The sequence below is a fragment of the Blastopirellula sediminis genome (assembly GCF_020966755.1).
GTDB classification, from domain to species: domain Bacteria; phylum Planctomycetota; class Planctomycetia; order Pirellulales; family Pirellulaceae; genus Blastopirellula; species Blastopirellula sediminis.
Window position 1 is genome coordinate 1161605 of record NZ_JAJKFT010000004.1, and the last position, 26010, is coordinate 1187614.

Here is a 26010-nt window from a genome sequence, read left to right on the forward strand (position 1 = left end):
ATGCCGCGCAGCATCGTGAGAAACCGTTCGACTTGGTCATCCTGAAAGTTGGTAAGTGACGGGACGCATGGCGCCCCCAACTGATAGGAGAGCGAACGATCGCGGCAAGACGGCCTATAGGGCGCAAATAGTCGGAATACCAATAAACGAAATTCTAGGGATCGCCGTGGCGATGGGACAAGCGTCTTGATTGATCGAACGCCAGAGGCCTACAATACTTGCTGTCGATTTTTGCACTACGTAACGGATTTTACCGCAACGGTTTAGGGCCTTTAGCCCGCCTGACCTCCATGCCTGAAGACTTCTACAAAACCTTAGGCGTTTCGCGGGGAGCGACTTCTGACGAGATTCAGAAGGCGTACCGCAAGCTCGCCAAGAAATACCATCCGGACGTCAATCCTGACGACAAAAAGGCGCAAGAACGCTTCAAAGAGATCCAAAACGCCTACGACGTTTTGGGGGATGCGGAAAAGCGGACCAAGTACGATCAGTTCGGCCATGGCTTCGAGCAGATGGGCGCCGGCCCCCAAGGCGGAGCATGGCGACATGCTGGCGGCGGCGGTGGAGCGCAAGAGTTCGACTTTAGCGACCTCTTTGGTGGCGGCGGAGGAGGAGGAGGGGGAGACGCCGGCGGTTTCTCCGACATCTTCCGGCAATTTACCGGCGGAGGAGGGCGGCGTGCCCGTTCGGCCCCGATGCGCGGCGCCGATCTTCACCACGAAGTAACGGTTCCATTTCGGACCGCGGTTGAAGGGGGGGAAGTGATGCTGAGCGTTCGGCGCGGCAACAGCGTCGAAACGATCTCGGCCCAGATTCCCGCTGGCATCGAAGATGGCAAGAAGATCCGTCTCCGCGGCCAGGGAGAACCCGGCCCAAACGGCGGACCGGCCGGCGATATCCTGATCAACGTCCATATCGACTCGCATCGCTGCTTCGTCCGCAACGGCAAGAATCTGGAAGTCAAAGTGCCGATCACGCTCGAAGAAGCGGCGCTCGGCGGCAAGATCGACGTTCCGACTCCGCACGGCACGATCACGCTGACCATTCCGCCGAATTCCTCGAGCGGCAAACGTCTTCGTATTCGGGGCCAAGGGGTCAAGCAGAAGTCGAGCGAGCCGGGTGACCTGTACGCCGAATTGCAGATCAAAATGCCGGCCGAACTGGATGAAAAGGGGCAAGAGCTCGTTCGCCAACTCGGCAAGCTCTACACCGAAAGCCCGCGCAAAGACCTTGCCTGGTGAGTGGATGAATAACCAGGAGGATCGCGGGTTCGGCAAAGAAAAACGCCTGCTCCGCAGCGCTCAGTTTGACCAGGTCTTCGCCGGCAAGTGCTCGGCCGCCGACGGTATTCTGATCGTCTATGTCGCCGAAAATGAGGGGCTAGGGCCCCGAATCGGCCTGGTCGTTTCGAAGAAGGCAGGCAACGCCGTTCGCCGCAATCGGTGGAAGCGGCGTCTCCGCGAAGCGTTTCGGATCCAGCAATCTCGCCTGCCGGAAAACTGCGATCTGGTTGTGATTCCGCGGGCCGCAGTCGAACCGCCGTTCGAGCGCCTTTGCCGTAGCCTGGTCGAAACGGCGCGTCGTGCTCGCAAGAAGCTGCGCCAGCGAGGCTCGGAAGGATGAACTTGCTCGAAATCTTGCTGCAGGCCCTCGATGGGCTGCTAGCGGAGACGATGATCTTTGCGGTGCGGCTTTACCAATTCTTTTTGAGCCCGATCTTCGGGCGGCAGTGCATTTACCAGCCTACCTGTAGTCACTACTTTATCGGCGCCGTCAAAAAGTATGGGCCGATCAGCGGACTGCTGCGGGGAGCGTGGCGAATCTGCCGCTGCAATCCGTTCTGTCAGGGCGGTTACGATCCTCCGTAAAACGTTTCGTAAATCGGCCTTGACCGTGCTATCAGATTAAAATAGCCTTCGCCCCGAAACTTCGACCTCAATGCGCCGCAAGGATTCGCGGCGCGAGAAGCCACGTCGACACGGAGCGTCGCACGCTATGACTACTCGGGCACTTCAATCTCGTTCACGTACCGCCGCCGTTTTGCTGGTCGCCGGCGGCTTGCTGGTTTCGCCTGGGTGCGTCTCGTGGTTTCATGACGAGGAACCGCCGGCCATCGTCGACACTTCGCCCGCCGAGTGGGAACTATCGCGGGTTGTCGGCGATTTGACCGTTCCGGTTGGTCTAGAACCGGCGAAGATCCAAGCGGTTTCGATGGTGGTCGGTCTCGACAACACCGGTAGCGATCCCCCGCCGTCGCCGCTGCAAGAATCGCTGATCAACGAGATGCGGATTCGCAAAATCGCGAATCCCAATACCGAACTCGCGTCGCCGCGCACGTCGCTGGTGATCGCCGAAGCGTACATTCCGCCAGGTGCTCGAGCCGGCGACCGCGTTGATATCCGCGTGCTGACGCCGCGCGACTCGGAAACGACCAGTCTGGTCGGCGGCTGGATGTTGGAAGCGGCCCTGTCGGAATCGGCCGTTCTCGAAGGTCGCTTGCGTAAAGGGGAAACCTTCGTTCGCGGCCATGGCGCCATTCTCACGGACAACGTCCGCCAAGGTCAGGACGATGCTGAATTGCTCCTGAAACGGGGCGTGATTCTCGGCGGCGGCATCCTGAAGAAGGATCGTCCGATTGGGCTGGCGATGGGCGCCAGCGACGTTTCGATCCAGGCCAGCGCTCGCGTCGGCCAGGCGATCAATGGCCGCTTTTTCAGCTATCAAAACGGGGGCGGCAAGACCGGCGTCGCCAATCCGCTGGACGACAAAAAGATCGAACTGCGAGTTCATCCGAAATACTACGAAAACGTTCCCCGCTTTCTCCGCGTCGTCCGCTACATCCCGATCGGCGACACGACTGAAGAACGCTTGCAACGGATTACCAACGCCGAAGCGGAGATGCTGATCCCGGAAACGGCCGAAGCGGGCGCTATGAAGCTCGAAGCGCTCGGCAAAGATTCGCTCGATTCGCTGAAGAAGGGGCTCGTCTCGAAGAGCCCACTGGTTCGCTTCTGTGCGGCGGAATCGCTCGCCTATCTGGATGATCCGGCGGCGATTCCGACGTTGACCGAAGCGGCTCGCAGCCAAAGCGAGTTCCGCCATCGGGCGTTTCTCGCCTTCGGCACGCTCGACGATCTGTCGGTGATCGACGAACTGGAAGGACTGCTCCACTGCGAAAGCGTCGAAGCTCGCTACGGCGCGTTTGACACGCTGCTCAAAAAGACCGGCAAGGCGCCGATCGTCCGCGGCGTCGACATGAAGGGGCGATTCGTCTTCCATTCGATCCGCACCAACTCGCCGCCGCTGATTCACTTCCGCATGACTGAACGCTCGGAAGTGGTCGTCTTTGGCGATCAAATTCCGGTCCGGACCGACGCCGTCTTGCTAATGCCGAAGGGGTTGACCATCACCGGCACGACCGATGGCAAGCTGAAGGTGACCCGCGTGGTCGCCGGCCGCGAGAATCAGGCGTTCGTCTGCGAGCCGATCGTGGGCGAGCTGATCAAGGGAATCGTCGACGCCGAAGGGGACTATCCGGAGGTGATGAAGGCGATTTACAGCCTGAAGCAGCAGGGCGCCATCGACGCCAAGGTCGAAGCCGATTCGCTCGCCAGTAACGATCGCGTCTATTATCTCGATCGGGAGGAGATTGACGATTCGGCAGAATGGGCTGCGGATGAGTCGGAAACGGAAGCGGTTGAAGAGGATACGGCGGAGGCCGACTCAGAAGAAATTGCTTCCAGCGAGAAATCGGACGAGAAAAGTTGGTGGCGGTTTTGGTAAACTAAGAGACTCCGCGTACGTATAGTACGGGGAAACTCATTAACTACCATAGATGGCTGCCCGCGCTTGCGCGGTAGGCTGCCGGTTTACCTTTACCTCCCCCGCAATCGTCTGTTTCTATGCTGAAGGCGCTCGAACTTGTCGGTTTCAAGAGCTTCGCCGACAAAACGCGGTTCGAGTTTCCCCCCGGCATTACGGTGGTGGTTGGGCCCAATGGTTCCGGTAAGTCGAATATCGTCGACGCCATCAAGTGGGCTTTAGGCGAACAAAGCGCAAAAAGTCTCCGCGGCAAAGAGATGGCGGACGTCATCTTCAAAGGTGCCGCCTCGGGTGCCCGCAAGCCGGCCAATTCGGCCGAAGCGACGATCGTCTTCGACAATAGTGAAGGCCAGCTCTCGATCGACTCGCCTGAGGTCCATGTTTCCCGCCGCGTTTACCGCAGCGGCGAAGCCGAATACCTGATCAATCGCCATCCCTGCCGTTTGCGCGACGTCCGCGATCTGTGCAGCGGAACCGGCGTCGGCGCCGACGCCTACGCGATCATCGAGCAAGGGAAGGTCGACACGCTGCTGCAAGCGTCGTCGAAAGATCGCCGCGCGATCTTTGAAGAAGCGGCCGGGATCAGCCGGTTCAAATCGAAAAAGCTGGAAACGCAGCGGCGGCTCGAGCGAGTTGAGCAGAACCTGCTCCGCTTGGCCGATATCGTCGACGAAGTGGGCGGTCGTTTGAAAAGCGTCCGCGCTCAGGCCGGCAAGGCGCAGCGTTACCGGGAATATAGTCAACGTCTGCAAGATTTGCGGGTTAGCGTCGGCCTCGTCGATTGGCGAGCCCTCACCGCACGGCTCGAAGAATACGAAGTCGAGCTGTCGCAACTTCGCGAAGAAGCGGCCTCGCTGACGCAAGCAGTGAAAGCGTCGGAAGAGCGGAGCGCAGCGCTGGAGACCGAAGCGCGGGCTCTGACTGACGGCATGGCCCAGGCCGAAGGGGATCTTTCCCGCGCCGAACAGCGGGTTGCCACGCTTTCCGCCGCCTCCAACATGCAATATCGCCAGTTGCATGAGCTGACCCGCGACATCGCCAGCCGGCGTGAACGGGTTTCGCGGCTCAAATCGGCCGAAGCCTCGCTGACGATCGACGTCAAATCAATCCGCGGTTTGCTCGACGCGGCACGCTTGCAGTACGAAACGGTCGTTGAAGAACTCCATAGCGTCGAAGAAACGGCCGCCGACCTGGAGGCTGGCGTCGAACAACTTCGCAAAGACCGGGAAGAGCGTCGCCAGCGGCACGTCGAACTGCTGAAGGAAGCTTCGAGCCTGGAAAACTCGATCGGCGCCATCGAAGCCGAAGTCGCCGCCGCTCAGCGCCGGTTGAGCGAAGTGGCCGAGCAATACAGCGAGATCTGCGCCGCGATCGCCGCCCAGCAAAGCGAGCTGGAGGCCTTTGAAGAAGAAGGCGCCCGGGTCGCGATCGACCTGGAGAAGAAGCAGGAGCGGCTCGATCAGACGCAAGATCGTTTGTCGCGGCAGCGTGACGACCTGCGAACGCGGCAAGACGCGCTCACTACCCTTTCTCATCGTCGTGCGGCGATTCACGAGCGAGCCAAGGTCCTCGACGAGCTGGAAAAGCGGTACGAAGGGCTCAACGCCGGCGTGAAGGAAGTGCTGTCACGCGCTCGGGACGAAAAGGAATATCACTTCCGCTCGGTCGCCGGCCTGGTCGCCGACGTCTTTCAGGTCGACGTCCAAATCGCCACCCTGATCGAAATCGCCCTCGGCGACGCCGCCCATTACGTGGTGCTGCGCGACGCCGCGCTGGTCGACGCTATCGAAAATGGCCGCGTTCATTTTCCGGGACGCGTCGGCTTGATCGAGCTGGAAAGCTGTCTTCCCCGCGTTGGCGAAGATGACGAAGAGCAGCTAGCAGAAGATGGCGACGTTCGCGGGCGAGCCGATCGCTTTGTCGAGACGGCCGAAGAATTCGCTCCGCTGGTCAGCCAACTGTTGGGTGACGCCTGGATTGTGACCGATCTGGCGGCCGCTCGTCGTTTGCATCGGCAATACCCGCGTCGCCGCTTTGTGGCGGAGACAGGGGAAATGCTCGAAGCGGACGGCCGAATCTACGTCGGTCCACGAGCCAACGCCTCTGGCATCATTTCGCGACGTAGCGAACTGCGCTCGCTTCGCGATCAGCTGGCCGATTTGGACGAGGAAATTGAAACAGGCCGCGGCGAAATCACCGCGCTGCAACACGAAATCGCCGAAGCGGACGACGAACTGCGCAGCGCCATCGACGAACATCGTCAGGCGACCCTCGCCCAGTCGGAGCATCGCGCTCGTCTGGCCGCAGTGCAGCAGCAGCTCGAACATCTGGCCCGCGATCAACATCGAAGCGGCCAAGAGCAGGAATCGATCCGCCGGCAGATTGAGGATGGGGACTCGCGACTTCAGTCGGTGCGTCACTCCTTGGCCGAAAAACAGCGGGAAACGGCCAATTTGGAGCGAGCGGCCGACGACGACCACGCCAAGGCGGCGATGCTCGAGAGCGAACGAGCCCAGGTCGGGCAGCAAGCGACCAGCTTGAAAATCGAGCTCGCCAAAAGCGAGCAGCAGGTCACTTCGCTCGGGCAGCAAGCGAAACAGACCGAACAGGCCTTGGCCGAGAAATCGCAGGCGATCGCGGAAAACCGAGATCGTCTGACCGGCGAGCAAAAACAGTATTCGACCCTGGAGCGGGAAATCCTCTCCGCCAACGGCGAATTGGCCCATTTGTACCTGATTCGCGAACAGCGTTATCGCGAAGTCCACTCGGGCCGCGTCCGTCGCCGCGCGATTGAAACGCAGCGAGCCGAAATCACCGCCGATTCGCAACGGATGCGGCGCGAGATGGAAGGAATCGCCGAGCGAATGCATCGCAAAGAGCTGGCTGGCGGCGATCTGCGACATGAACGAGGAACGCTAGCGGCTCGTTTGCTCGAAGATTACGGCATCGAAATCAACAAGTATGCCGACAAAGAGGATCTTGAGCCGATCGAGGATCGCCAGGCGGTCGACGAAGAGATCGCCGACCTGCGCCGCAAAGTGACCAACATCGGCGCCGTAAACGTCGACGCGCTGCAGGAATTGGACGAGTTGGAGCAGCGTTACGCCCATCTGTCCGGTCAGCTGAACGATTTAACCGAAGCGAAGCAGTCGCTCGAAAAGATCATTCACAAGATCAACGCCGACAGTCGCCGGCTGTTTGAAGAGACGCTGACGACGGTGCGGGATAACTTCCGCCAGCTCTTCCGCAAGGTGTTCGGCGGCGGCTCGGCCGACATCATCCTCGAAGAGGGAGTCGACGTCCTGGAGGCCGGGGTCGACATCGTGGCGACTCCGCCAGGTAAGAACACGCTCCACATCTCGCTGCTGAGCGGCGGTGAGCGCGCGCTGACGGCAGTGACGCTGCTGCTAGCGATATTCCAGTTCCGCCCGAGTCCTTTCTGTATTTTGGACGAAGTGGACGGTCCGCTCGATGAAGCGAACATTGGACGCTTCGTCGACGTCTTAAGAGGGTTCCTCGACTGGACGCGGTTTGTGATCGTCACGCACTCCAAGGCGACGATGGCTGCGGCCTCGACGTTGTATGGGGTGACGATGCAAGAGTCGGGCGTGTCGAAGCGGGTCTCGGTGCAGTTCGACGACGTCAGCGAAGACGGCCAGATTTCGCAGGCCGCCGTCGACCGAGATGGCGGTGACGCGCAGGTTGCGTGACCGTATAACCCGCGTAATCGCTACCATCCGCACGACTCGCTCTATCTTCCGCGCCTATAATTTAAGTATTAGCGAAGAAATCGTTGGCGGGGGCATGCCTAGGGCTGTCCATTCTAACCCGGCTAATGAGAACGACTTGCATCGGCCCAATTCGATCGGATTCGGATGGCGACGGTCGCTCCGTAAGGCACGATTTTGCTTGTTGGCAGCATCTATCCGGAAAGATGCTAAAGAAAAGCCCCCGATTGATTCGAAATTAAGCTTCGGAAGGTTTGTTCTGTCGAGTCACGTCACCTAAACGCGGCTCAAAGACAAACCGGCAAGGGGGGTACATCTCAATCAGGGCGTAAGCCGCATCGTTTCGCAAACGGACGGGATGCGAAACGAGGTGGAGGTACGTCTTCTCTGAGGGGATCCCTTATGCCGCCACCTCGCCGAATCATTGGATTCGAAGCGACGCGAAGGCGATGGGAAAAGATTTCTCACCCTCTTCGCTGAGATTCGCTTTCAGTGGTTTAGAGACTTGAGGCGCGGAGTCAGAAGGAACTGAACACGAGCCACAGAGCGATGCATTTTTATCAGCCCTAACCCAGATGTTTGCGAACGCCGGACAAGTCCCACTGTCGACGCGAGGGAAGAAGCGTCAAGGCGATTAGCGAGCAAGGGCTGGACGCGTGTTTCCGATTTACGGGAACGCGGTGGAGGTCAACTCAACTAGAGAGTAACGGAGAGCCTGAGATGAAGGTCTTCACAACAGGACAGGTCGCGAAGATCTGTAAAGTGGCCCCGCGCACGGTAAGCAAGTGGTTCGATTCGGGCCGTCTTAAAGGTTACCGGATTCCGGGATCGCAAGATCGCCGAATTCCGCGGGAATATCTGATTAAGTTCTTGAAAGAGCACGGGATGCCCTTGGGCGACCTGGAAGACGAAGCCATGGCCAAGTGCCTGATCGTCGCTCAAGATCAAGTCTTGGTCGAAAATCTGCGTCGTGAATTGCCGCCCGAAAAGTCGTTCAAGGTCGCTGTGGCCGCGAGCGGTTTTGAAGCCGGTATTCAAGCCGAAGGTTTCCACCCGGACTGCATCATCGTCGACTTTTCAATCGGTCGCGTCGAAGCGTTGCAGATTTGCCAAAATCTGCGTCGCAACATCGACTTCGCCGAAACGATCCTCATCGCCCTGCTGCCGGATGACGGCAACCCGATGAGCTTCGATCGCTCGACGATCAATGAAACCTTTAAGAAGCCGTTCGACGCCGCTTTGCTGGCCGAGCGCCTTCGCACGCTGATTGGCGCCAAGAAAGAATTGGTCTAGTCAGTAATCGATATAGAATCGCCGATTCGCATTACGCCGCGGACAGACCCCCGCGGCGTTTTTTTTTGCGCTCGCCCCAATCTTTCCCACCTCCGGCCAAAAGTGCGGTTATCTACGGGCCCCGCTTACGGTTGGAAAGCTGGGGACCCGCAATGGTTTATGGTCAAAAGGCCTCTTTTCAAGGTCGGTTGGCAGGGTACCATGGTGGGTTGTCCTAAGTTCAACCCAGACAGCGGATATGGCCGGCGAACTGACCCATTTCGACGACTCCGGCGCCAGCCGAATGGTCGACGTCAGCGCCAAGCCGACGACGGTCAGAACGGCCAAAGCCGAAGCTTCCGTCGTTATGGCGGCGGCGACGGCGGCGAGGATCGCCCAACGCGATCTCGGCAAAGGGGACGTCCTGGAAGTCGCTCGCTTGGCCGGCATCATGGCGGCCAAGCGGACCGGCGAGTGGATCCCGCTTTGCCATCCGATTCCGCTGGAAGGGGTGACGATTGACTTTCGCTTTGTCGATGCGACGACCCTGGTGATCGAAGCGTCGACGCGAACCACCGGCAAGACCGGCGTCGAGATGGAAGCGCTTACCGCCGCTTCCGCCGCCGCTCTCACCGTGTACGACATGTGTAAATCGATCGATCGAGAGATGGAGATTCGCGCGGTTCGACTGTTGGAAAAGACAGGCGGGCGCTCGGGTCACTTTGTCCGATCTGCCGATGGCGACCAAGCGGACTCCGCATCATCGCGGTAACGCCGATTTTTCGACTGACAGTTTTAGGGCGATTTTGTTGTGAGCCAAGCAGCCAACGGCGTACCCCGCTCTTTACCCGCTGACGCCCAGTTTCTTTCCTCGGCGTACGGCGGCATCGCGCACGAAATGGCGGCGGTCGAAAAGATCCTGACCCGCGAGATGAGCTCGCGCTACGAAGCGGTCAACGAAGTCGTTTCGTACGGCTGCATGCTCGGCGGCAAACGGATGCGTCCCGCGCTATTGCTGTTGGCGGCCAAAGCCTGCGGCAACGTGACCGACGCCCACTACACGCTCGGCGCCGTGATCGAGATGATTCACACTGCGACGCTCGTCCATGACGACGTCCTCGATGAAGCCGATCAGCGCCGTCATTTGGCGACCGTCAACTCGCGCTGGAACAACGAGACCAGCGTCCTGCTCGGCGACTTCCTCTTTTCGCACGCGTTCTACCTGGCGACCACTTTGCCGACCACTTGCGCCGCTCGCATGATCGGTCGTTCGACCAACGTCGTCTGCGAAGGGGAACTGCGCCAGATCGCCAGTCGCCAGGCGTTTGAAACGAGCGAAGAGGAATACCTCGAAATCATCGACGCCAAAACGGCGGAGCTCTGCGCTTGTGCTTGTGAACTCGGCGCTCGCTACGCGGAAGCGAGCGAAGAGCAAGTCGCCGCGCTCGAGAAGTTCGGCCGTGATCTGGGCGTCGCATTCCAGATCGCTGACGATCTGCTCGACGTCGAAGGAAACGAAGTCGAAACCGGCAAGTCGCTCGGCACTGATCTCGAAAAGCAAAAGCCGACGCTGCCGTTGATCTACGCCCTGCAATACTTCCAGGGTGACGAACGGGAACAAGTTCTCGCGATCGTCGAAGGCCCGGCCGAACGCCGCGGCATCGATCTCAAGCCTTGGCTCGCCCAGTGCGACGCTCTGGGATATGCTCGCCGCCGCGCCAACGAATACGTCCAATCGGCGATCGACGCTCTCGCGGTTCTCCCGCCGTCCGAAGCCCGGACGACGCTGGAACAATTGGCCAGCTTCGTCACAGCTCGCTCGTGCTAAACGCACAACACTAGCCCGCAGCGCAAGCAAGGGAATGTGTTGGGCGATTCTAGGAACGGCGGAACCTGGCGTTCGAACGAAATAGGATTCGTCGTATGAGCTTCAACACTAGCCATTTGCTTGCGCACGCATTCCCTCGCTTGCGCTGCGGGCTAGTGGAAGAAGAGTGATCGCGAAGTCATCTAGCGCTTACTGCGGCGTATTCGGATTACGCGGCGTGTTCAGCATCGGCTGCAGCTCATCCACGAAGTCGTGAACGTCTTTGAACTCGCGATAGACGCTCGCGAAGCGGACGTAGGCGACCTGGTCGATCTTCTGCAGATGACGCATCACCAGTTCGCCGATGTAGTGGCTTTCGACTTCCCCTTCGCACTCGGCATAGATGTCGCTTTCGACGCCGGAGACGATGCTCTCAATTTGCGATTCGCTGATCGGGCGTTTCCAGCAAGCCAGGGCCAACCCTTTTTTGATCTTTTCGGGCTGAAAAGGCTCGCGGACGTTATCCTTTTTGATAATCTTGATCGACATTTCCTCGACCCGCTCGTACGTCGTATAGCGACGTTTGCAGCCCAGGCACTCGCGGCGGCGACGGATCGAGAACCCGTCCTGACTAGCGCGCGAGTCGATCACTTTGTCGTTATCCGTACGGCAAAATGGGCATCGCATGCTAAATGATTCCGCGAGGGGGGAAGAAGCCCGATCAACGAGCGATTTCCTCAATATACACAAACGGGCCCGTTTGCGTGCGAAAAATCGGCCCGTTTCCTGCCCCCAAAGGTCAGGGGAAGGGATGCGTGCCGCCCCTATTTTGAACCGCTATAATGGCCCACTGGAGGCGGCCAAGATTTCGCCGGCTGGAACGAATAAATAGACGAAATTCACCGTACGTCGCAGCAACAAGGTTACCCCATGGATAAAGATGACTTCGCTGACAAGATGAAGCCTCGCGATGACAGTCGCCGTGACGACCCGGAAGAAAAGCTGTGGTCGGGCGATTATTCGGCCAAAGATATGTATGGCTCCTGGATTATCGCGGCCGTGCTATCGATCACGGCGCTGGTCGTCTCCGGCATCTTTTTCTTTCCGGCGATCCTGCCGGTGATCGGCGTCGTGGCGCTGGTTTGGATCATCCTCCTCTTCCGGTTGATGTGGCGAAAGTGGAGCGTCCATTACGAGTTGACGACGCAGCGGTTCGTCCATGAAAAGGGAATTCTCAGCCGGACCACCGACCGGATCGAAGTGATCGACATCGATGACGTCACATTCACGCAAAGCATCTTTGATCGTATGTTCGGCGTCGGGACGATTTCGATTACGTCGAGCGATCGCACCCATCCCTCGTTAGTGCTGGATGGAATCGAAGACGTCCGCCGGGTCGCCGAGATGATCGACAGCGCGCGTCGAAAAGAACGGATTCGCCGTGGAATTCACATCGAATCGATCTAGTTTGTAAGTCAGCTTACGCAATCCGAAGAGTCGCCGGGTTTAACCGTTGTAAGCGGTGCTATCGGCGACTTTTCCGTTTCCATCCACCTTGCCGGGCCCTTAAAGAACTTTCATCCGGACTTTTCGGAATCGTCGATACGTCAAGCAGTATCGGAATGCCAGGAAAATGCGTTCCGATGATTAGCTTGCGAATTAGTCGACGCCCGGGGGCGGATGAACCGTGACGTGGAAACGAATCTTCTCGACGCAGCGACTGCTGGCGATTGCGTTTTTGGCGGCCGCATTGACGAGCACCGGCTGTCTCGTTGGGCCTGACCATTGTGATCCCGGCGCCCCGTTCTTGCCTCATTGGAGCCGTCCTCTTCCCGACGGAGTCAGTGACGCGCCGAACGATTCGGTCGCCTGGTGGACCAAGTTCAACGACCCGGTCCTCTCGGAAATGATGGTTAGGACCGCGCAGTCGAACTTGACCCTCGGTCAGGCCTACGAGCGGATCGCCCAAGCCCGCGCACGTCGTGCGATCGCGCGCGGCGGATTGTTTCCTGACTACTACATGGACGCCAGTTACTCGCGGGTCAAGTCAAGCGGCAACGGTAGCCCGTTCGGTTTGACGTTCAATACGCCGGCGTTTAACTACTGGAGCGCCTCGCTGGTCGACGCGTCGTGGGAAATCGACGTCTTCGGCGGCGTCCGACGTAACTTGCAAGCGGCCAACGCCGACATTGACGTCGCGATCGAAGATCACAACGCGGTCCTCGTTTCGCTGCAAGGGGAAGTTGGCGCCAACTACGTGCAAGCTCGTACCCTGCAGCATCGCATCTTGATCGCCCAACGCAACGTGCAGTTGCAGCGTCAATCGTTGCAGATCGCCGAAACGAAGTTGGAGGCGGGTACGGTCAGCAAACTCGACGTTTATCAAGCTCGCTCCAACTTGTACTCCACCGAATCGAACATTCCGACGCTGCGTCAGAACCTCGATCTCTCCTATAACCGCTTGGCCGTGCTCCAGGGAATGCCGCCGCAAGACTTGACCAACGAAGTGATGGGAGCGCGTCAGCTCTTCAAGATTCCGGACCATATTGCGGTGGGGCTGCCGATCGATTTGATCCGCCAACGTCCCGACATTCGTTCGGCGGAACGCCAGCTGGCCGCCCAGTCGGCTCGCATCGGCGTCGCGACCTCCGATCTGTTTCCGAAGTTTACTTTGACCGGCACCTTTGGCGTCAACGCGACCCATATCAACCAGTGGTTCACCACCGAGAGTATCGCGTACAACTTTGGTCCGACCGCTCGCTGGAACGTGTTGAGCTTTGGTCGCGTCTGGGGCGACATCGAGTTCCAACGGGCTCGCTGGCGCGAATTGGTATACGCCTACCAGCAAACGGTGTTGGACGCTTCGGAAGAAGTGGAGAACGCGCTCATCTCGTATCGCTTCACGCAGGTCCGTGCTGAAGAGCTTCGCAAAGCGGTTGAAGCGGCTCAAGGCGCCTCGCAGATTTCCGAAGTGCAGTACGAAGGGGGTATCATCCCGTTCCAAACCTTGTTGGACGCTCAGCGTTTCCAGGCTGACCTCGAAGATCAATACGTCGCGGCTCGCGGCGACACCTACTTGTCGCTGATCAACCTCTACAAAGCGCTCGGCGGCGGCTGGCAAGAACCGTTCGCCTTCGGTTCGATCGACGAAGCGGCCGGCGTTCCTGGCGAACTGCAACTGGATCCGCAAGCGACGCTGCCGGGGCCGAACGCTCCTGGCGCCAACCCGCTGAACCCGGTCAATCCGGTCCCGCCTGGGGAACCCGTTCCGCCGCCGATGGTCATCCCGGCGCCGATGAACAACTAGTCGCTTTCTTCGCACCGATGCGTGTTGAAACCGCGGGAGAGTCATCTCCCGCGGTTTTTTGCGTTCATGGCTCGACTTGCGTTGACTCGGCGGTGCGTTCAAAATGGCGACAACGCCTCCCAGTCCCACCGTCGCCGTCTTCCGCTTCTGCGATTCTGGCGTCCGCCCCCCGCTGCGAGAAACAACGACGCCATGCATGTTCGCCTGTTTCTGCTGATTGCGCTCGCGATTGCGATTCCGCTAGGAACGTGGTTTGCGATCCCTTATTTGCCGTCGGTTCGTCCCGAGAAGAGCGTCTTCGCTGGAGGAACGCACTATCCGGCGTCGCCGGTGAAGTTTGAGTTTCAGAATCTGGGAGGAGCGGTCGTCGACTTGCCGCTGATCGCCAATGTGCAAGTGATCGACTTCGACCAGGATGGACGAAACGACGTCATCGCCTGTGATGCGCGTGGCAATCGGGTCCTGCTGCTGAAACGAAACGCGGACGATACGTGGTCCGAATCGACGCTAATCTCGGACGTCGCCGTGCCGGCGCATGCGACGGTCGTCGACATTGATCACGACGGCGACCAAGATGTGATCGTCTCGGTCTTGGGAAACATTCTTCCCGACGACGGCGTCATCGGGCGGGTGGAGCTCTTTGAAAACCAGGGGGAGCAATTCGTGCGTCACGTTGTGCTCGACGACGTGCGACGCGTCGCCGACGTTCAAGTGGGAGACTTCGACGGCGATGACGATTTGGATCTTGCGGTCGCGGTCTTCGGTTACGCACGGGGCGGAGTCCTCTGGCTCGAAAACCAAGGGAACTGGAAGTTTCGCGACCATCAACTGCTGAGCGCGCCCGGCACAATTCATGTTCCCGTCGGTGATTTTGATGGAGATGGCGATCTCGACATTTCCGCGATCGTGACGCAGGACGAAGAAGAGTTGTGGGGGTTTGAAAATCAGGGAGACGGGAAGTTCGCCGCGCATCGAATCTGGATGACCTCCAACTTGGATCTCGGTGGCGCCGGCTTAGTCGCCGCCGATCTCGATAGCGACGGCGATCTCGATCTCGTGCTCCCGGCCGGCGACAACCTTGAAGACTTCGACGCCTACCCTCAGCCTTACCACGGATGCTATTGGTTCGAGAATCAAGGAAAGTGGGAGTTTGCGATGCATCGGATCAGCGATCTCGGCGGAGCGTATTCGGCCGCGGTCGCCGACATCAACCAGGATGGGTTTCAGGACGTCGTGCTGGTTAGTCTGACCAACGACTGGCTCTCGCCCGAGAACGCCGCGGTCGTTTGGCTGCAGAATGACGGCAAGCAGAAGTTCCAGTCGTGGCAGATCGCCTCGCAGCCGCTTCACCTGGTGACCGTGGCGGTGGGGGACTTGAATGGAGATGACCGGCCAGACATCGTCGCCGGCAGCTTGAACGTTCGTCGGCCGCATCAGCGTTTGGGGCGGATCTCAGCCTGGTTGAATCAGGGAGACTCGCAACCATGAGAATCGCGATACGCGTTTTGTTGGTCTTGGTGGTGATCGAAACGTTGGCGGCGGTCGGCGTCATCGGTTGGCGGATGCTGCGAACTCCGGCTCAACTGCCCTTGGTTCAGCTCAATGATCCGCTGATCATTCCGCAGCTGAAAGAATTGGCGGAGAAAGCGGAATCGGGAACCGCTCGCGACTGGACCCGATTGGGCGAGGCGCTGGTCGGCAAGGGTTTTTATGGGCATGCCGAATTGGCGTTTCGCGAGGCGCTGCAGCGCAATCCAACCAGTTTCGCCGCCCAGTTTGGGCTCGCCTTTTGTCTCGATCGAACGGGGCGAACCCAGGAAAGCTCCCAAGAGTACGAAAAGGCGTTGTCGCTGCAGGTCGGCAATTTTGAGCTTCCGTTCGCCAAGTATTACGCTTCCTACGCGATGGGGCGTAACGCACTGCGGCGCGAAAATGCAATCAACGCCCAGGATATGTTCGAGCGGAACGCCGATTTCGCCCCTGCCGACTATCAGTTGGCCAAGTTGCTGATCCGGTCGGATCATGCCGATCAGGCGTTGCCGATCATCGAGCGGAATCTACAACGCATTCCCTTCTCGCTCGAGTTCCATTTTCTCCGCATGCAGGCGATGCACGCCCTGGGGCGAGAAGACGAAGCGTTTGAGTCGGCGTTGAAACTCGAACGCTCGGCGGCGCTGGTCTCGATGAACTTCAGCACCGACTACGTCTCCCCGTTGGATGGACGCACCGGGTTGTCGGTTCCATTGCGAGAATTGGCGGAATCGGTAGAGAAGGGCGATCTCGACGAGATTGAAAAGCGCTCTCACGAGATCAAGTCGATCGTTGGCGAGAAGCCGGTCTTTGTGGTGCATGAAGTGGACGATCGATTGATGGAAGCGGCGCTTCGCAGGAATGATCCAAAAGGGACGCTGCAGATCATTGAAGAAGTTCGCAGCGCGGGGCGAGACGATGCGGCGCTGCGGGAGTGGGAAGGGGACGCGTATGCGCTGATGGAAGGCGGCGGCGAACGTGCCGCCGATTGTTGGGAGCGGGCGCTGTTGGTGACGCCCAGCGCCAGACTGCATGAGAAGCTGGCCGCCTACTATGGCGACGCTGAGCCGGCTATTCGCGATCAGCATCTCGGTCGCGCCGCGTTTCTCAACGGCGTGGCCGAATATCGAAGCAATCGCCTGGAATCGGCGATCACGGCTTTGCAACAAGCGGCCGAACTCAACCCTGCTGATCCCGATCCTTGGTTCTATCTGGGGCAACTTCGTTATTACCAGCGGCGATTCAACGATGCACAAGAAGCGTTCGATCGTTGTTTGTCTCTCCGCCCCGAACATGGACGAGCCGCCGAGATGTTTGATCATCTCCAGGGCAGATAGCAGGCCCATAAAACGGCGAAGCGGAAACCAGTCCGCTATTGGCTGGAATTGGAGTTCTACGGCGTAGTTTCTTGCTTTCTCTCAATCTATGGAAGGGAATATTTTCACTGGTTGTGTTTGTATAAAAATTCCTATAAAATTACTTTCACTGAGAATTTTTGCGTCGATTCGCAGTGAAACTGCATACGCCATATTGGCTATTTTAGATCCCCAAGAAAGAAGTAGGAATGACTGGTCCAATTCGACTCCTCCTGGTTTGCACTTTGTTTGGGCTGGGAGCTTGGGGTTGTGCGAAATCTGCGTCCGACTTGCCGAACCTCTCGGAGATGAGCGGCGCGGTGACGCTAGACGGAAAGCCGGTCACAAACGCCGCCGTTTCGTTTGAGTCGGCGAACGGCCAGGTCGCTTTTGGCAATACCGATTCGGAAGGACGCTACGAGTTGATCTTCCGCGACGGCGCCAAGGGGGCGGAGGTCGGCCCGAACACAGTCCGGATCGAAACGGTTCTGGAAGGTCCGCCTGCTCCCAACTATCGCGACCCAATTCCGGCCAAATACAACAAGGCCAGCACGTTGACCGTCGAAGTTACCCCCGACGCCCACACCCATGATTTCGCCTTAGAGTCGAAGTAAGACTCGGCGAACTCCATACCTACCGACAAACAGTCATATCCGCCGATTCGCCACTGGTCAGTCGGCTCCATTTCGCGGCGTTTTCGTCGCTGAATTTCACTTGCTCGTCGCCTGTTCGGCAGGCCGCGACGCACTACTTTCGTTTTTTATCTTCTCTTCCATTTTGATGTGAGACACGAACATGGTCGCGCGGACTAGTCGTGATCCGTCAAGCAACGCCGGTTTTACGCTGGTTGAGTTGCTGGTGGTGATCGCCATTATTGGAGTATTGATCGCTTTGTTGCTTCCCGCCGTTCAGCAGGCGCGAGAAGCGGCTCGTCGGATGAGTTGCTCGAACAACCTGAAGCAGATCGGGCTTGGTCTGCACAACTACCATGACACGCACTTGGCTTTTCCGGCCGGTTTTGTCGACAACAACCCAGACCACACCAGCGGTTCGGCACAGGGCGCCGACGGCAATCGTAACGGTTTGGCCTGGTCGGCGATGATTCTGCCGTTCGTCGAAGCCGGCAATCTATACGACCAGGTGCAAACGCAAACCGGTAACTTTGGACATCACTGGATGGACGGTAACCACGACGGCTCGGTGAACGATGCGATCGCTGCGTCTCGAATCGGCGTGGAAAACTATAGCTGCCCTTCGGACACGATGGACTTAATCAACACCAAGCGTAGTGGGTACGGCAAGACCAATTACCTGGCGAACTCAGGCAACTCCGCCGCGAACGACAAGAAAGGGATTTTCTGGGCCGCCTCGAACACCAGGATTCGGGACATCACCGACGGAACTTCGAATACGATGATGGTCGGCGAAAGCAGTGGGACGAAAGATGGCGCTAACCAGTTGAACTGCGGCGGCGCCGTCTGCGATTTCAAAGCGGGTCTCTGGATCGGTGGACGCTTCGCCAACGGCGGCACGGCCCAAGGTTGGCATCCCGGCATTTATGGGCATGACGTCCTCACCTTTGGCGGCGGCAGCGCGACCTATTTGATTGGACGCAGTACCGCGACTTGGGGACACGACTGGATCAACAGCAGCCTGCATCCCGGCGGCATTCAATCCGTTCAGTGCGATGGTTCGGTTGCGTTCATCTCCGAGAATGTCAACGTCAACACCTACAAATGGCTGCGCGCTCGCGCCGACGGTCAGGTGCTGGGCGAATACTAAGATCCTTTGGCGACAGCCAATCGATTCGAAAACAGAACAGGGCGCCGCAGTTGTACTGCGGCGCCCTGGTTCTTTCTGCGTAGCGGTCGCGTGATTTAGAGGAAGGTCGACAATAGCTGGATCGCCGCAGCGACCGAGTCGAGCGACGCCGTTTCTTCGGCGGTGTGGTAGCCGGTTGTCGGGATCTGCAGCGTCGTGCCGTTGATCTCGCCGTCGGTCGCAGCGACCAGGCGGCCCAGTTCTGTCCGGCCGAGCGAGAGTGGTTTGCTGCGGTCGACGTTTTGCGATTCGATGTAGGCGTCTTTGAACATCGTGGTGACGCCGAGCGCCTCACAACGTTTTTGCAGTTCGTCGGTAATGCCGGGGGCGAACTCGCCGCTGGCGTCTTTGCGCCGCAAGACCAGCTGCTGGGCAGTCGCGGATAGAGTGTCGGGAAATGGACTCGTGTCGACGACGATCAGCTTTTGCGTCGTCAGGTGTTGGCGTTTGAACCATTCCAACGCGTAACGCCAGCTGCGGCCCGCTTCTTCTTGCGCGGTAAACAGACAGGTGCCGCGGAAGCCTTTACGGAACATGTGAACCAGCATCGCGACCGAGAGGACGTTGTCGAGCTGGGCCGAGAGGAAGCCGTTTTCAATTTTCAGGCGATCGAGGAACGAGATCGGGGTCCCCGGCTGCAGGAACTCTAAGCCGTTCAACTCGAAGATCAGGTTGTGTCGCTGCGGGCAAACGTACGAGCGGGTGATCGACGCCTGGCCGAGGTAGGTTCCGGCGTAAGGCAAATGGGCCTGGACGCGCTGTCCGGCGAAGCGGTCGCCGATGTTGTACATCATCTGTTCCGAGACCGAGTCGCCGGTCAGGTCGCAACGGTTGCTGGCGATAAACGCGGCATACTGGAACTCATTCGGTCCGGTGCATAACAGGCCATGCCGGTCGATATGGGCCGATAGAATCAGGTCGTAGGGACGGCTCCCCTGGGCGACCAGAACCCCTTGGTAGTATTGCACCCGGGCGCCCACTTCCTCCAGTTCGCGGCGGAGTACCCGAAAGAATGAGTCCTCAGTCCCGACGACGCTCGGCTCCCGAATCAGCAGTTGGAGGATATCCAGAAAGTCGGCCAGGTCGGCATCGATCAGAGGGGAACTGCTCTGATTTTCGGCGCCGGCGATCCGGGAAAAGGTCGCAATGCTCATGGAATCAGCACTCCGCAGGTTGGGAAAACCGTCTGCAGAGAGCAATGCATTTTGCGAGCCAAATCTTGGCAAACGGCCCGGTCAACCAGGTTCGTTAAATAGCCTCTCCCCCCGACCGGGATGCGAGGATGGGAAGCGGCATAGTCTGGCAAGATGCGGCAGATCACCCGGCGCTCGTTCAGATCGGCCGGTCCGGTCAGCGGAATTTCGTCGTCCGTGTCGTAAAAGAGGTCATGCTCGTTCATGATGATCAGGCGCCCCTGAGCCTGTTCGCGCAGCTGTTTTACGATTAGCCGATTCGGCATGGTCGACTTCCCCTCGCTGCTGATGACGTTGTAGTCGATTCGACGCCATGGCTCATCTTGGAAGAAGGAGGCGTCGTCGGTGACGTAGGCCTCTCGCCAGTGCACGAATGCCCCCGGCCTCGCCGGGGTTTGCAGTGGAGTTGGGAACCGCCTGCGTTACCTTCGCTGAGACTGGAGTCGGGGGGCTTTGACGCCGCGGTCAATCGTCGCTTCCCGCCCAATGGCGATCGTGCATGCCGAGATTCATTTTGAGCTCCTTGAAGGCGGCGAAGACGACCGGCACGACGAAAAGCGTCAGTAGCTCGACGGTCATTCCCCCGACGACCGGCCAGGCCATCGCCTTGGCGACGTCGCTGCCGCGACCGGTCGAGAGGATGACCGGGATCAGCGCGATGATCGTCGTGAAGGTGGTCATCAAGCAGGGACGAATCCGCTTCATGCCGGCTTCGACGGTGGCGTTGCGGATATCATCGATCGTCTCCAGTCGCTTCCGCGTGAAGACCTGGTCTAGGTAGGTTGCCATGACCACGCCGTCATCGACCGCGATGCCGAACAACGCGATGAAGCCGACCCAGACCGCCGTGTTGATTTCGATGCCGTTGATCGCCAGGCAGATCATCCCCCCGGCGAACGCGACCGGTATGCCCGAGAAGACGGCCAGCGAGATCGGCAGGTGGCGAAACTGCAGATAGATGATGAACAAGTTGATACCGATTACGAGCGGGATGACCCACATCAGGCGCAGATTGGCTTCGATCTGGTTTTGGAATGAGCCGACCGCTTCGGTGGAGTATCCCTTTGGCAATGTGACGTCGCCATTTTGTTGCGCCTCCAGCAAGCTGCGCTCGACCGAATCGGCAGTTTCCAAGTCTCCCAGCGAACCGGAAGGTTGAAAAGAAACGTGAGCGACCAATCGGGCGTCTTCGCTGTTGATGACGCCGGGGCCCCAGGTCGTATTCATCGTCGCCAGGTTCGAGAGAGGAACGACTTCACCGGAATGGGTGACGACCGGCAAACTTTCGAGTTCATTGAGCTGTTCGCGCAGTTGGCGTTCGTAGCGAACTCGTACCGGATAGCGTTCTCGCCCTTCAACGGTCTTGGTGACGTTGGCGCCGCCGAGCGCCGTCTCGATCACCTGGTTGACCATTGCCGTCGACATCCCATAGCGAGCAGCCGCATCGCGATTGACGTCAAACTCGACGTACGGTTTCCCGAGCACGATGTCTGGATTTACCGTCGCGCCGTTGACTTGCGGCAGCGCTTTCAAGTGCTCCGCCACTTGCCGCGAAGCGTCGGCCAGTCCGTCCAGGCTGTCGCCGTAGATTCGGATCGCCATCGAAGCTTTGATGCCGCTTTGCAGCATCACGACGCGTCCTTCAATCGGTTGTAAGGGCGAAGCCGGGGTCACGCCGGGAAGCGTCGCCACGGCGTTGATCTGTTCCCAAATATCTTGCGTCGTGACTCCTTCCCGCCATTCTTCTTTTGGCTTGAGCATGACGTAAGTTTCGATCATCGCGGCCGGGGCCGGATCAAGCGCCGACTCGACGCGGCCGATCTTCCCCAACACGTTTTTGACCTCGGGGATTTCCTTGATCAACGCATCTTGCGTTTGCAGCACTTCCATCGCTTGCGAGAAGCTGGCGGCCGGGTAGAGGGTCGGCATATAGAACCAGCTTCCCTCGTCGAGCGCAATCCAATCGTCCGACTCGAGCCCGGTGAAGGAATGTTTGAGATCGACATAGCCGGGGACGCCGTTCAGGTCGGCGCCCAGGTTGGTCGCTCCACGTTCCAGGGGGGACAACACGGTCGGCAGTCCGATCCAAGCTCCCAGTCCGAGCAGGATCACCAGGCCGGGGAAAGTGAGGAATAACCCTTTGTGGGCGAGGAACAAACGCAAGAGCGGTTCGTAAATCGCCAGGATCAGACGACTGACCGGATTTTCATCGACTGGCCGCAGTCGCTCACTGAGCATCCAATACCCAGCAAATCCGAATAAGACGCCCATGCCGACGACGGCGAACAGCGGCGAAACGTTGACGATCGTCGCGATTTCCTTCCCGAGCATCCAGCCCACTAACAAGCCAGCCGCCGTCAGGGCGGCGGTTGCGATCCAGCGCGTTCCCCTGCTCACTTCGGAAGATCGCAGCAAGAGGCGGCTCAAAAGCGGCACCAACGTGATGGCGACAATCAGCGCCGCCGTCAATGAAAACGTTTTCGTCCAGGCGAGCGGAGCGAACAGTTTGTAGTCGCGGCCTGTCAGCATGAAGACCGGCAGAAAGCTGACGACGGTCGTCATCACGGCAGTCACCACCGCAGGGGCGACTTCGCCGGCGGCCTCTTGGATGATCTTGAGCCGATTCTCGGCGCCGCCCGGTCGGCCGTCTCGTTCCCAGATGGCAAGGTGATCGTAAATCGTCTCGGAGACGATGATCCCCATGTCGACCATGGTCCCGATTGCAATCGCGATCCCGGCCAGCGACATGATGTTGGCGTCGATGCCGAAGGTGTACATTGCCCCAAACGCCATGAGCACCGCAATTGGCAGCGTGACCGCCACCACAATGCTGGCCCGAAAGTGGAGCAGAAACAGCAGGATCACGACCGCCGTAATCAAAACTTCCTGGATCAGCGCCGTCGTCAGCGTTGCGATCGTTTCATTGATCAGTCCTGTGCGGTCATAGACGATGTTCAGCTTCACGCCATGAAGACTCGGCTCGATCTGCGCAATCTTCTCTTTCACCCGATCGATCACTTCGCGGGGATTCTCTCCGAATCGCATCACTATCACGCCGCCCACCGCTTCCGTGCCGTTCAGGTCGATCGCACCGCGGCGGAATTCCGGGCCGAGTTGAACATGCCCCAGATCGCGAATACGAAGCGGAATGCCGTCGCGCGACCGAACGACGGTCGCTTCGATATCGGCGATCGCTTTGTCGGTGTCATGATTCGCGCCGATGAATCCCCGGCCGCGGATAATGAATTCCATGCCGCCTGACTCGACTGTCTTGGCGCCGACGTCGATGTTCGACTTGCGAACAGCGTCGACGAGCTGATCGAGCGGCACGTCATGAAAGCGGAGGCGATCGGGATCAATTTCGATTTGGTATTGCCGCACATAGCCGCCGACGCTCGCCACTTCGCTGACGCCGGGGACCGCTTGCAGTTCGTATTTCACGACGAAGTCTTGCAGCGAACGGAGTTCGGCCAAATTCATCCCCGGCGGAGCGTCAAGCGTGTAATACAAGACCTGGCCCAAACCGGTCGCATCGGGGCCCAAGGTCGGAACGACTCCGTCCGGCAGCATCGCCGACGCCGTCCCTAACTGCTCCATCACGCGTGAACGGGCCCAATAGAAATCGGTGCTATCGTGAAAGGTAACTTGTACGAAACTATAGCCGAACAGACTCTTGCCACGCACCGACTCTGCATCGGGAACCGCCAACATCGCGACCGAAAGGGGATAGGTGATCTGATCTTCGACATCCTTGGGAGAACGCCCCGGCCACGCCGTAAAGATGATGACCTGGTTTTCGCCGATGTTGGGAATCGCATCGATCGGGACCTTCTGCGTCGCGTACCAGCCGTAACCGACAATGACGATCGTCACGACGAACATGATGATCGTTTCGCGGCTGCAGAAAATGATAATGCCACGCATCATCTTAGCGAACTCCTTCCGCCGCGGTCGGTTGTTGTGCCGGAGGCGCCATCGGCGTCATTGGCGGAGCGTCGGGAGAAAGCGTTCTGACATGCTCGCCGCAGCGAAGCATCTCGCTGCCATAGTAGGGATTCAGCAACTTGTCGTCCGCTTGCAGCCAATCCCCTTCGCCGCCCTTGACCATCGGGCAGAAGAATTGATGAAAGGCCTGCGTCGAACCGTCGCCGCGGACTTCGGTCGCCAAAAGCAGAGTCGCATGACTGATCGGCTTAAAATTTTTCCGAGCCTCGGCCAGCGAAAGATGATGGAGGTGCTCCGCGTTCTTGGCGACGTCGGCAAATTGCTTCCGCTCCGGCTCGCTCAATTCGGGCGACTTCGAGAGCTGGCCAGCGAGTTCGAAGAGCCGCTTTGCCGCGTCGGGCGCCGGCTGTTTATCGGCGGCCAATTGGCTTTGAATGGCAAAGTAAGTCTGGTAGAACGCTTCCAGGTTCTGACCGGTTTCCCCGCCGACTTTGGCTAGGTTGGTAGAGTCGACTTGCAGCGGCGAATTGCGAGTCTTTTTGTGCACGAGACGGGATGGATCGATCAGGCTCGGCTTGCCGGCCAGTTGCATTTGTGAGTCGATCAGGAAGTTGCCAGAAGTTGCGACCAGCTCGCCCGGTTTGATGCCGTCGAGGATCACCACTTTGTCTTTCAAAATGGGACCGAGCTTCACACTGCGAATCTCGAAGCGCCCCGGCTCCGTTTCGACATAGACGACGCTATTCTTTCCCGCGGTGAGGAGGGCCGAGCGGGGAATAACGGTCGAGGGAACGCGTCCGAGCGGCTGGTCGGAGTAGCCGTATCGCGACGTCGGCACGAGTTCCATGCCGCAGATCGGGCACGCCCCTGGTTCGTCGCGAATGATTTGTGGGTGCATTGGGCTGATCCACTTGCCTGCAAGTTGCTCGTCGTAGACCGCTCCTTGCGGACCAATCGGGATTTCGATCGTCGCTTCTGCGTAATCGCCTGGTCGTAGTCGTCCTGAGTCATTCTTGAACTCGACGCGGACGCCAACCGTCCGGTTCTTGTCATTGACTTTCGGATCAATGAATGCGACGCGGCCGATCAGCGTCTCCCCAGGTAAAGAGGGGAGTTCGGCGGTGACAACCTGGCCGAAACGAATCTGGGAGGCGTTTTCCGGATAGAGTTCCAGCATGAGCCACACCGTCGAGAGATTCGCGATGCGATAGATCGGTTCTCCTGCGGAAATGTATTCTCCTTCCTCGGTCAACTTCTCAATGACCGTTCCGCCGAAGGGAGCGTAGATCGTCAGACGCGACTCCGGTTTTCCCGATTTTTCGAGCTCAGCCAGTTGCTCCGGCGTCATCCCCAACTCGACCAGTTTTTGACGCGAGTTCTCCATCAACTTGGTTTGCGCTTCCCGGATTGCTGGGAGCGAGTTGGCGTTCATCCGCCCGACGGTGTTGCGCGACTCAAGGTACTCGGCTTGTGCAGCGTAAAGTTGCGGGCTGTAAACGATCGCCAAGTGATCTCCCTTGGCGACGAGGACGCCTGTGTAGTCGGCAAACAAACGCTCGACGCGCCCATTGATGTAGGCGGCGATCGTCGCTTCGCGGCTTTCGTCGATTTCGATGGCGCCGATCGTCTCGATCGTCGTTGAGACCGGCTCTGACGTCGCTGGCGCCGTTTGAATTTGGGCCAACCGTCTTTGCGCCGGCTGGATCGTCACGGCGAACTCATCCAGGTCGGCGGCGCCTGACGAAGCGGGAACCAGGGGCATCCCGCAAATTGGACATCGACCAGGACCAGGTTGCCGAATCTGGGGATGCATCGGGCACGTGTAGATTTGCTGAGCGCTGCCGCCGCTTGTCGCTGCAGAACTTCCTTCGACGCCGATCCAACCGACGCGCTGCGCCAGTCCAAGGAGAACTATCAGGATAATCCCGGCTGCGAAAAAGAACGCGATCGGCGTCAAGCGGGCAAACCACCACACAATCGACTGCTGCGTTGGCTCCGGCGCGTCTGCTTTATTTACCGGCGTTGACATCGGAATCTCACTGTCTGAGTCGTGAATGGAAACAAGGAGCGGCTGGACCGAGACGCTTACCCAGCGTTTGGACCGCGCCAGAAATTGCTCCGGCCAGCCGCCCCGATTCGGGTGAACTGTTCAAGTGGCGATGTTCGCATCCAAAGTCGATGTACGACCGTGGTGGCGAAACGACGAGCGCGCAATCGTAGACGTCGCAAA

Annotated in this window: 19 protein-coding genes; 14 read left to right on the forward strand and 5 right to left on the reverse strand. The window is 58.9% G+C overall.

Translation table 11 applies throughout. The annotated features are described in order from the left end of the window. The first annotated feature begins 290 nt into the window (after positions 1 to 290). The 8 genes from LOC68_RS08450 to LOC68_RS08485 all read left to right on the forward strand — a co-directional run bounded on the left by LOC68_RS08450 (position 291) and on the right by LOC68_RS08485 (position 10650). Positions 291 to 1241 carry a DnaJ C-terminal domain-containing protein gene (locus LOC68_RS08450; RefSeq protein ID WP_230217677.1) on the forward strand — a complete coding sequence of 317 codons (951 nt, stop codon included), beginning with the start codon at positions 291 to 293 and terminating at the stop codon, positions 1239 to 1241. A 4-nt stretch (positions 1242 to 1245) separates the two neighbouring features. Continuing rightward, complete coding sequence (gene rnpA, locus LOC68_RS08455) at positions 1246 to 1623, forward strand: ribonuclease P protein component (RefSeq protein ID WP_230217679.1); 378 nt, start codon at positions 1246 to 1248, stop codon at positions 1621 to 1623. Continuing rightward, positions 1620 to 1868, forward strand: a complete 249-nt coding sequence (yidD, locus tag LOC68_RS08460) for a membrane protein insertion efficiency factor YidD (RefSeq protein ID WP_230217681.1) — start codon at positions 1620 to 1622, stop codon at positions 1866 to 1868. The genes rnpA and yidD overlap by 4 nt, the downstream gene beginning before the upstream one ends. 127 nt (positions 1869 to 1995) lie before the next feature. Then, a complete protein-coding gene (locus LOC68_RS08465) occupies positions 1996 to 3783 on the forward strand; it encodes a flagellar basal body P-ring protein FlgI (RefSeq protein WP_230217682.1) in 1788 nt (595 codons plus the stop codon). Positions 3784 to 3902: 119 nt separating this feature from the next. After that, positions 3903 to 7532 carry a chromosome segregation protein SMC gene (gene smc, locus LOC68_RS08470; protein ID WP_230217684.1) on the forward strand — a complete coding sequence of 1210 codons (3630 nt, stop codon included), beginning with the start codon at positions 3903 to 3905 and terminating at the stop codon, positions 7530 to 7532. A gap of 738 nt (positions 7533 to 8270) precedes the next feature. Next, positions 8271 to 8843, forward strand: a complete 573-nt coding sequence (locus LOC68_RS08475; protein WP_040351967.1) for a helix-turn-helix domain-containing protein — start codon at positions 8271 to 8273, stop codon at positions 8841 to 8843. A 238-nt stretch (positions 8844 to 9081) separates the two neighbouring features. After that, positions 9082 to 9594, forward strand: coding sequence for a cyclic pyranopterin monophosphate synthase MoaC (gene moaC, locus LOC68_RS08480; protein WP_230217686.1), 513 nt, complete (start codon positions 9082 to 9084; stop codon positions 9592 to 9594). 39 nt (positions 9595 to 9633) lie between these two features. After that, complete coding sequence (locus LOC68_RS08485) at positions 9634 to 10650, forward strand: polyprenyl synthetase family protein (protein WP_230217688.1); 1017 nt, start codon at positions 9634 to 9636, stop codon at positions 10648 to 10650. A gap of 189 nt (positions 10651 to 10839) precedes the next feature. Here LOC68_RS08485 and nrdR read toward each other — a convergent pair whose 3' ends face one another. Next, entirely contained in the window at positions 10840 to 11316 is a 477-nt protein-coding gene (nrdR, locus tag LOC68_RS08490) for a transcriptional regulator NrdR (RefSeq protein ID WP_230217690.1), read from the reverse strand. Between the two features lie 243 nt (positions 11317 to 11559). Between nrdR and LOC68_RS08495 the strand changes: the two genes are divergently transcribed. From LOC68_RS08495 to LOC68_RS08520, 6 genes are all read left to right on the forward strand, one after another. Continuing rightward, entirely contained in the window at positions 11560 to 12096 is a 537-nt protein-coding gene (locus LOC68_RS08495; RefSeq protein WP_230217692.1) for a PH domain-containing protein, read from the forward strand. A 220-nt stretch (positions 12097 to 12316) separates the two neighbouring features. Beyond that, positions 12317 to 13936 carry an efflux transporter outer membrane subunit gene (locus tag LOC68_RS08500; RefSeq protein ID WP_230217694.1) on the forward strand — a complete coding sequence of 540 codons (1620 nt, stop codon included), beginning with the start codon at positions 12317 to 12319 and terminating at the stop codon, positions 13934 to 13936. Between the two features lie 192 nt (positions 13937 to 14128). Continuing rightward, positions 14129 to 15424, forward strand: a complete 1296-nt coding sequence (locus LOC68_RS08505; RefSeq protein WP_230217696.1) for an FG-GAP repeat domain-containing protein — start codon at positions 14129 to 14131, stop codon at positions 15422 to 15424. After that, on the forward strand, positions 15421 to 16803 hold the full coding sequence (locus LOC68_RS08510; protein ID WP_230217698.1) for a tetratricopeptide repeat protein: 1383 nt from the start codon (positions 15421 to 15423) through the stop codon (positions 16801 to 16803). The genes LOC68_RS08505 and LOC68_RS08510 overlap by 4 nt, the downstream gene beginning before the upstream one ends. 227 nt (positions 16804 to 17030) lie before the next feature. After that, positions 17031 to 17435, forward strand: coding sequence for a carboxypeptidase regulatory-like domain-containing protein (locus tag LOC68_RS08515; RefSeq protein WP_230217700.1), 405 nt, complete (start codon positions 17031 to 17033; stop codon positions 17433 to 17435). A gap of 181 nt (positions 17436 to 17616) precedes the next feature. Continuing rightward, positions 17617 to 18603, forward strand: coding sequence for a DUF1559 domain-containing protein (locus tag LOC68_RS08520; RefSeq protein WP_230217702.1), 987 nt, complete (start codon positions 17617 to 17619; stop codon positions 18601 to 18603). A gap of 95 nt (positions 18604 to 18698) precedes the next feature. Here LOC68_RS08520 and LOC68_RS08525 read toward each other — a convergent pair whose 3' ends face one another. The 4 genes from LOC68_RS08525 to LOC68_RS08540 form a co-directional block, all read right to left on the reverse strand. Next, a complete protein-coding gene (locus tag LOC68_RS08525; RefSeq protein WP_230217704.1) occupies positions 18699 to 19796 on the reverse strand; it encodes a peptidase M42 in 1098 nt (365 codons plus the stop codon). Then, positions 19793 to 20206 carry a hypothetical protein gene (locus LOC68_RS08530; protein WP_230217706.1) on the reverse strand — a complete coding sequence of 138 codons (414 nt, stop codon included), beginning with the start codon at positions 20204 to 20206 and terminating at the stop codon, positions 19793 to 19795. The genes LOC68_RS08525 and LOC68_RS08530 overlap by 4 nt, the downstream gene beginning before the upstream one ends. 94 nt (positions 20207 to 20300) lie before the next feature. Next, positions 20301 to 23762, reverse strand: coding sequence for an efflux RND transporter permease subunit (locus tag LOC68_RS08535; protein WP_230217707.1), 3462 nt, complete (start codon positions 23760 to 23762; stop codon positions 20301 to 20303). 1 nt (position 23763) lies between these two features. Next, positions 23764 to 25809 carry an efflux RND transporter periplasmic adaptor subunit gene (locus LOC68_RS08540; RefSeq protein ID WP_230217709.1) on the reverse strand — a complete coding sequence of 682 codons (2046 nt, stop codon included), beginning with the start codon at positions 25807 to 25809 and terminating at the stop codon, positions 23764 to 23766. Positions 25810 to 26010: the final 201 nt, after the last annotated feature.